6 protein-coding genes and 1 riboswitch are annotated in these 6,160 nt (G+C 73.1%); of the genes, 1 reads left to right on the top strand and 5 read right to left on the bottom strand.

What is annotated here, in order from left to right; all coding sequences use genetic code 11:
- From ribB to VN520_RS15575, 5 genes are all read right to left on the bottom strand, one after another.
- Window positions 1–595 (bottom strand): 3,4-dihydroxy-2-butanone-4-phosphate synthase (ribB, locus tag VN520_RS15595; RefSeq protein WP_325747518.1); only part of this gene is annotated, 595 nt, incomplete at its 3' end.
- Entirely contained in the window at window positions 592–1,236 is a 645-nt protein-coding gene (locus tag VN520_RS15590) for a nicotinamide mononucleotide transporter family protein (RefSeq protein WP_325747517.1), read from the bottom strand. The genes ribB and VN520_RS15590, both read right to left, overlap by 4 nt.
- On the bottom strand, window positions 1,233–1,853 hold the full coding sequence (locus tag VN520_RS15585; RefSeq protein WP_325747516.1) for a riboflavin synthase: 621 nt from the start codon (window positions 1,851–1,853) through the stop codon (window positions 1,233–1,235). Before VN520_RS15585 ends, VN520_RS15590 begins: the two co-directional genes overlap by 4 nt.
- Window positions 1,854–2,954, bottom strand: a complete 1,101-nt coding sequence (gene ribD / locus VN520_RS15580; protein ID WP_325747515.1) for a bifunctional diaminohydroxyphosphoribosylaminopyrimidine deaminase/5-amino-6-(5-phosphoribosylamino)uracil reductase RibD — start codon at window positions 2,952–2,954, stop codon at window positions 1,854–1,856. It abuts the gene before it with no gap.
- 159 nt (window positions 2,955–3,113) lie between these two features.
- Window positions 3,114–3,244, bottom strand: a riboswitch (FMN riboswitch).
- A gap of 99 nt (window positions 3,245–3,343) precedes the next feature.
- The gene (locus tag VN520_RS15575) at window positions 3,344–4,543 is read right to left on the bottom strand and encodes an ROK family transcriptional regulator (RefSeq protein WP_325747514.1); all 1,200 of its coding nucleotides are present in this window, start codon (window positions 4,541–4,543) and stop codon (window positions 3,344–3,346) included.
- A gap of 141 nt (window positions 4,544–4,684) precedes the next feature.
- Here VN520_RS15575 and VN520_RS15570 point away from each other — a divergent pair, with 141 nt between their 5' ends.
- The gene (locus VN520_RS15570) at window positions 4,685–5,914 is read left to right on the top strand and encodes an MFS transporter (protein WP_325747513.1); all 1,230 of its coding nucleotides are present in this window, start codon (window positions 4,685–4,687) and stop codon (window positions 5,912–5,914) included.
- The last annotated feature ends 246 nt before the right edge of the window (window positions 5,915–6,160 follow it).

The raw sequence follows: 6,160 nt of genomic DNA, 5'->3' as shown, positions 1-6,160 counted from the left end.
CGAACGGGACGAGTTCGGGCAGCCTCAGCATCGCTCCGTCCTCGCCGGCGATCTCGACGATGGCTCCCGCGGGGCGCAGTCCGGCGAGCCTGGCGAGGTCGACGGCGGCCTCGGTGTGGCCGTTGCGGACGAGGACACCGCCGGGGCGGGCGCGGAGCGGGAAGATGTGGCCGGGGCGCACGAAGTCGCCGGGACCGGCGTGGCCGCCTGCCAGCATCCGGAGCGTGGTGGCGCGGTCGGCCGCGGAGATGCCGGTGGTCACCCCGTGTTCCGCGGAGGCGTCCACGGAGACGGTGAAGGCCGTCTGCATCGACTCGGTGTTGTGCGTGACCATCTGCGGGAGTTCGAGCCGCTCCAGCTCGTCGTCCTCCATGGGCGCGCAGATCAGTCCGCGGCACTCGCTCATCATGAAGGCGACGATCTCGGGGGTCGCCTTCTCGGCGGCGATGACGAGGTCGCCCTCGTTCTCCCGGTCCTCGTCGTCGACGACCACGACGGGCCGCCCGGCGGCGATGTCGCGGATCGCCTGCTCGACGGGGTCGAGCGAGAGGTCTCCCAGGGGGCGGTCGTGCAGCCAGGTAGGCTGGGCAGTCATGCCGTGGCTCCTTCCAGAGGGGGTGTCCGCGTGCGCAGCCACCAGTCGCGCATGCCCCACAGGACCAGGGCGCCGTAGACGACGTAGATGAGACCGGAGAAGGCGAGTCCGCTGTGGAAGTTGAGCGGTACACCGACGAGGTCGACGAGCAGCCAGGCGAACCAGAACTCGACCATGCCGCGCGCCTGGGCGACCATCGCCACCAGGGTGCCGGCGAAGATGTAGGCGTCCGCCCACGGGCTCCAGGAGAGCGACGGGAAGGCGGTGAACAGCCCGCCGACCGCGAGGGTGCCGAGCGCGGCACCGCCCGCCAGGTACGCGCGCTCGCGCCAGGTGGCGAAGCGCACGGCGATGGATCCGTCCTGCGCCCGCTGCCTGCCGCGGGTCCACTGCTGCCAGCCCCAGACGGCGACGGCGATGACGATCAGCTGCTTGCCTACGCTGCCCGCCTGCTGCACGGAGACGTTGGCGGCGACCAGGACGACGCCGGACAGGAGCTGGGCGGGCCAGGTCCAGACCGAGCGGAGCCAGCCGAGGGCCAGGGCGATCAGACCGATCGTGTTGCCGAGCATGTCCGACCAGATGATGTGCTGCCCGAAGGCGGTGAACGCCTCCGAGTTCAGCCAGTCCAGAGCGTTCATGCGGCCGGCCCCCCGGATTCCGGCACGGCCCCGTGGCCGAGCAGCCGCTCGACGTACTTCGCGAGGACGTCCACCTCGAGGTTGACCGGGTCGCCGGGCACCTTGATGCCGAGCGTGGTCAGCGCGAGGGTGGTGGGGATGAGGCTGATGGTGAAGTGTTCGGGGCCCGCCTCGACGACGGTCAGGCTCACGCCGTCGACGGTGATCGACCCCTTCTCCACCACGTAACGGGCCAGGCCGGCGGGCAGGGAGATCTTGACGATCTCCCAGTTCTCGGAGACCGTGCGCTCGACGATGTGCCCCGTGCCGTCCACGTGCCCCTGGACGAGGTGTCCGCCGAGGCGGCCGCCGAGGGCCATGGGGCGCTCCAGGTTGACCCGGGAGCCGGCCGCCAGCGCGCCGAGGCTGGAGCGGTCCAGCGTCTCGGCCATGACGTCGGCGGTGAACTCGTCCTCCCCCAGGTCCACGACGGTGAGGCAGACGCCGTTGACGGCGATGGAGTCGCCGTGCTTGGCGCCCTCGGTCACCACGGGGCCGCGCAGCCGGAAGCGGGAGGCGTCGTCCAGCCTCTCGACGGCGGTGACCTCACCCAGTTCTTCGACAATTCCGGTGAACACTCAGTTTCCCTTCCGAGCAGGAACAGGGACGGCGGTGATGCGCAGATCGGGGCCGATACGGGCGGTCTCGGTCACATCGAGGCGCAACGCCTGGGAGATGGTGGAGATTCCGGCGTCGGCGAGGGCCGCGGGGCCCGCGCCTAGGAGAACCGGGGCGAGATAGCCGACGACGGTGTCGACCGCTCCCGCGGCGACGAAGGAGCCGGCCAGGACCGGCCCGCCTTCGAGGAGCACGGAGCGCACTCCCCGGCCGTGGAGGGCGGCCAGCAGCGCGTCGATGTCCAGACCGGGCCCGGTGACGGCGCGGGGCAGGCGCAGCACGGCGTCCCCGGGGAGGTGGCCGGCCTCGGCGTCGTCGGCGACCGCGACCAGGGTGGGCGCGGTCGTGTCGAGGACCCGGGCGCCGGGCAGGACCGCGGTGGCGCCGGTGTCGACGACCACCCGGAGCGGCTGGGTGGCGCCCTCGATGCCGCGTACGCCCAGCTGCGGGTCGTCGGCACGGGCGGTGCCGGAGCCGACCACCACGGCGTCCGCCTCGGCGCGCAGGCGGTGGACGTCGGCACGGGCCTCGGGGGAGGTGATCCAGCGGCTGGTGGCGTCGGCGGCCGCGATCCGGCCGTCGAGGGTCGCCGCGTACTTCCACAGGACGTACGGGCGGCCGAGGCGGACCGAGGTCAGCCAGGCGGTGTTGCCGGTCTCGGCCTCGTCGGCGAGCAGGCCCTGCTCCACCTGGACACCTGCGGCACGCAGGGTGTCCGCGCCGCCTGTGGCCTGCGGGTTCGGGTCGCCCACCGCGTACACGACACGGCGGATGCCGGCCTCGACGAGTGCCTGGGCGCAGGGGCCGGTCCGGCCGGTGTGGTTACAGGGTTCGAGGGTGACGCAGGCGGTGCCGCCCCGGGCCCGCTCGCCGGCCTCCCGCAGGGCGTGGATCTCGGCGTGCGGCCCTCCGGCGCGCCGGTGGAAGCCTTCGCCGGCCTGCTCCCCGGCGGCGTCGAGGATGACGCATCCGACGACCGGATTCGGGCTGGTGGCGCCGAGTCCGCGGGCTGCGAGCGTGATCGCCCGCCGCATGGCGGTCTTTTCGGCTGCGGTGGCCACCGGGTCCTCCTGCCTCTTCGGGCACGGACTCCGGGGCCTGTCATGACGACAGAGGTAACGGAACGCAACAGGGGAACGCCGAAACCGAAGACACGGATGCGACCGTCCCGGGAGTCCCCGGAACGCATCCGCCGACGGCGGCATACCTGTGACGGCCCGCCGCGCACTGCCTCCCATCCGGACTTTCACCGTCGGTCCAGGAATCTCACCTGGTCAACCGGCCGCTGGATGCGGACGGGTCGCGGACTATAACCGCCGGTTCGGAATTGCACCGACCCCGGAGTGCGCTGCTGCTGGTACAGAACTCATTCTGCCACGGTGAGCGCTGGTCCATACGGGTGCCCCCTGTGCGACAGCTCACAGAAGACCGCCGGGGGTTTCACGGAGTGTCACTCCCCCGGGGCGAAAAGGGCTTCCTGGGCGGCCTCCCGGGCGGCGAACAGCCCGCCGCGCAGGACCGCGCCCCCTCCCAGCGTCCCGGCCCTGACCTCCGTGCGCAGCGGTGACATCCGGGCCAGCCGTTCCTCCACCCGCGCGGCGAGCGCCTCGCCGCCGGCGCGTCCGACCTCACCGGCCAGGACGAGGCAGCCGGGGTCGAGCACGGAGACGACGGAGGCCGCTCCGAGTGCGAGGCGGTCGGCGAGCGCCGACAGGAAGGCCTCAGCGTCCGCGTCGTCGGCGCGCAGCGCGGCCCGGACGGCGAACGCGGCGGCGGGATCCTTCTCCTGCGCCTCGTCCACCGAGGGGCCCCCTGCCCTGATCCCGTGCTCGGCGGCCAGTTCGCAGACGGCGGCCGAGCCCACCAGGGAGTGAAAGCCTCCGGCGCAGTTGACCGCCGAAGGGATCCCGGAGGTGCCGGGTACCGGCAGGAAACCGATCTCCCCCGCTCCCCCGGACGCGCCGCGGCGCAGCTTTCCGTCGAGCATGACGGCCGCGCCGATGCCGTGGCCGAGCCAGAGCAGCACAAAGGTGTCGCGGTCCCGGGCGGCCCCGATGCGGTGCTCCGCGACGGCGGCGAGGTTGGTCTCGTTCTCCACGAGGACGGTGGCGGACAGCCGCTGCTGGAGTTCTCTGACCAGATCCCCGTGCCAGGCGGGGAGCCCGGCGGTGTTCCTGAGCTCACCGGTGACCGGGTCGATCAGGCCGGGGGCGCCGATGCCGACGCTGTGCAGCGGGGCCGTGCCCGCCCTCCGGGCGGTGCGCTCCAGCATCGCCACGGCCCGCTCCACGGCGGGCCGCGTCCCGGTGCCGCCGGCGATGGGCAGGGTGGACTCGGCGAGCGTGGTGCCGAGCAGATCCGCGACGGCCACGGCGACGCCGTCCGTACGCACGTCGAGGGCGGCCAGGTGCGCGCGGTCGGCGACGATCCCGTAGAGGCGGGCATTGGGTCCACGGCGGTCCGAGCCGCTCTCCCCGACGACCCGGACCAGGCCCGCGTCCTGCAGGCGGTCCACCAGGTCGGCGACCGTCGGACGGGACAGGCCGGTCAGGGCCTTCAGCTGGGTGGCCGTCAGCGGGCCGTCCTGCTGGAGGAGCCGCAGGGCGAGCCGGTCGTTGATGGCCCGGGCGGTGCTCGGGGATGCGGGCATGCCGGGATCCTTCCAGATCGCTGACGGGTCCATCGCCATGGGCTTATTCATCAGGCAGGGTTCCTGATAGTTTACGCCCCGCAGTACGCGGCGGGCGCCGGGAGGCACCGGCGACCAGAATTCCCAGGGGAGGCACGGCGTATGACGAAGGACCCAGCGGTCCCGGTCTTCGGCACGGAACGGATAAGGCGGGCGAGGTACGCGGTCGCCGCGGTGTTCGCCGTGCACGGAGCGGTGACCGGCAGCTTCGCGACCCGGGTCCCCTGGATCCAGGACCACGCCTCGGTGAGCGCGGGCGAGCTCGGTCTCGCACTCGCCTTCCCCGCCATCGGCGCTTCGCTGGCCATGCCGCTGGCAGGCCGGGTGAGCCACCGTTTCGGCGCGCGGACCGCGCTGCGCGCACTGCTCGCGCTCTGGACGCTCGCACTGATCCTGCCGGCTCTCGCACCGAACCTGCTCACGCTCTGCGCGGCACTCTTCGTCTACGGGGCGTCCGCCGGGATGTCCGACGTGGCGATGAACGCGCTGGGCGTGGAGGTGGAGAACCGCCTCGACAAGTCGATCATGTCCGGCCTGCACGGGATGTGGAGCGTGGGCGCCCTGATCGGTTCGGCGGCCGGTACGGTCGCCGCGCACACCGGGACCGACGCCCGGCTGCACCACACCGCGGCCGCCCTGGTCCTCACAGCGCTCGGCCTGATCGTCTGCCGGGGCGTACTGGACCTGCGCAGCCGGCCGGACGAGGAGCCGCCGCCGCGCTTCACCCTGCCGCCGAAGTCGGCGCTGGTGATCGGCGCGGTCGGGTTCTGCGCGGTCTTCGCCGAGGGCGCCAGCCTGGACTGGTCGGCGGTCTACCTCAAGGAGCACCTGGGCAGTTCGGCCGGGGTCGCCGCGGCCTCGACCACGGCGTTCGCACTGACGATGGCGGTCGCACGGCTCGCGGGCGACCGGGTGGTGGACCGTTTCGGCGCCGTGCTGACCGTCCGGGTGAGCGGAGTGCTGGCCACGGCCGGCGGCCTGCTGGTGGTTCTCGCCCCGAACACGGCACTGGCCCTGTGCGGCTTCGGGTTGCTCGGACTCGGCGTGGCGGTGACCGTCCCGCTCGCCTTCGCCGCGGCGGGGCGCAGCGGGGACAATCCGAGCCGGGCCATCGCCGGTGTCGCCACCATCACGTACACCTCGGGACTCATCGCACCGTCGGCGATCGGCTCACTGGCCGAGGCGACCTCGCTGCTCGTGTCGTTCGGCCTGGTGACGGCGCTGGCGTTCGGGCTGGTGCTGGGCGCCGGGGTGCTGCGGGCGGGCGACCGCAAGGTCGCGGAGGGCGGCGTCCCGCAGCCGGCGCCGGCCAGGAGCCCGGCAGACAGCTGAAGGCCCGGCGGCAACGCGGACCGCCCAGGGCGGAATGACAGCTTCCGCCAGCGGCGGGGCCAAGCGCGGGGTCACCGGCCTGCGGCACTAACATGGCTCCGACCTTTCCGCGGGTGGACCCCAGGGCGCACCGCACACACCAATCAGGGAGCGACCATGGGCCTCGGCGTGCGCTGGACCTTGCACGGCGACGGGAAGACGCCTGCACCGGGGGCCGTGGTGCGCCCCGACGAGCGGCTCTCCTGG

This window comes from Streptomyces sp. (assembly GCF_035563135.1).
Lineage (GTDB): Bacteria > Actinomycetota > Actinomycetes > Streptomycetales > Streptomycetaceae > Streptomyces.
The sequence above is the reverse complement of the archived record's forward strand: the minus strand, read 5'-3'. Positions and strand labels throughout refer to the sequence as shown.

Coding starts and splice junctions, on each gene's coding strand:
- VN520_RS15575 (WP_325747514.1), bottom strand. CDS start 4,543: ATGCCCGCATCCCCGAGCACCGCCCGGGCCATCAACGACCGGCTCGCC.
- VN520_RS15590 (WP_325747517.1), bottom strand. CDS start 1,236: ATGAACGCTCTGGACTGGCTGAACTCGGAGGCGTTCACCGCCTTCGGG.
- VN520_RS15570 (WP_325747513.1), top strand. CDS start 4,685: ATGACGAAGGACCCAGCGGTCCCGGTCTTCGGCACGGAACGGATAAGG.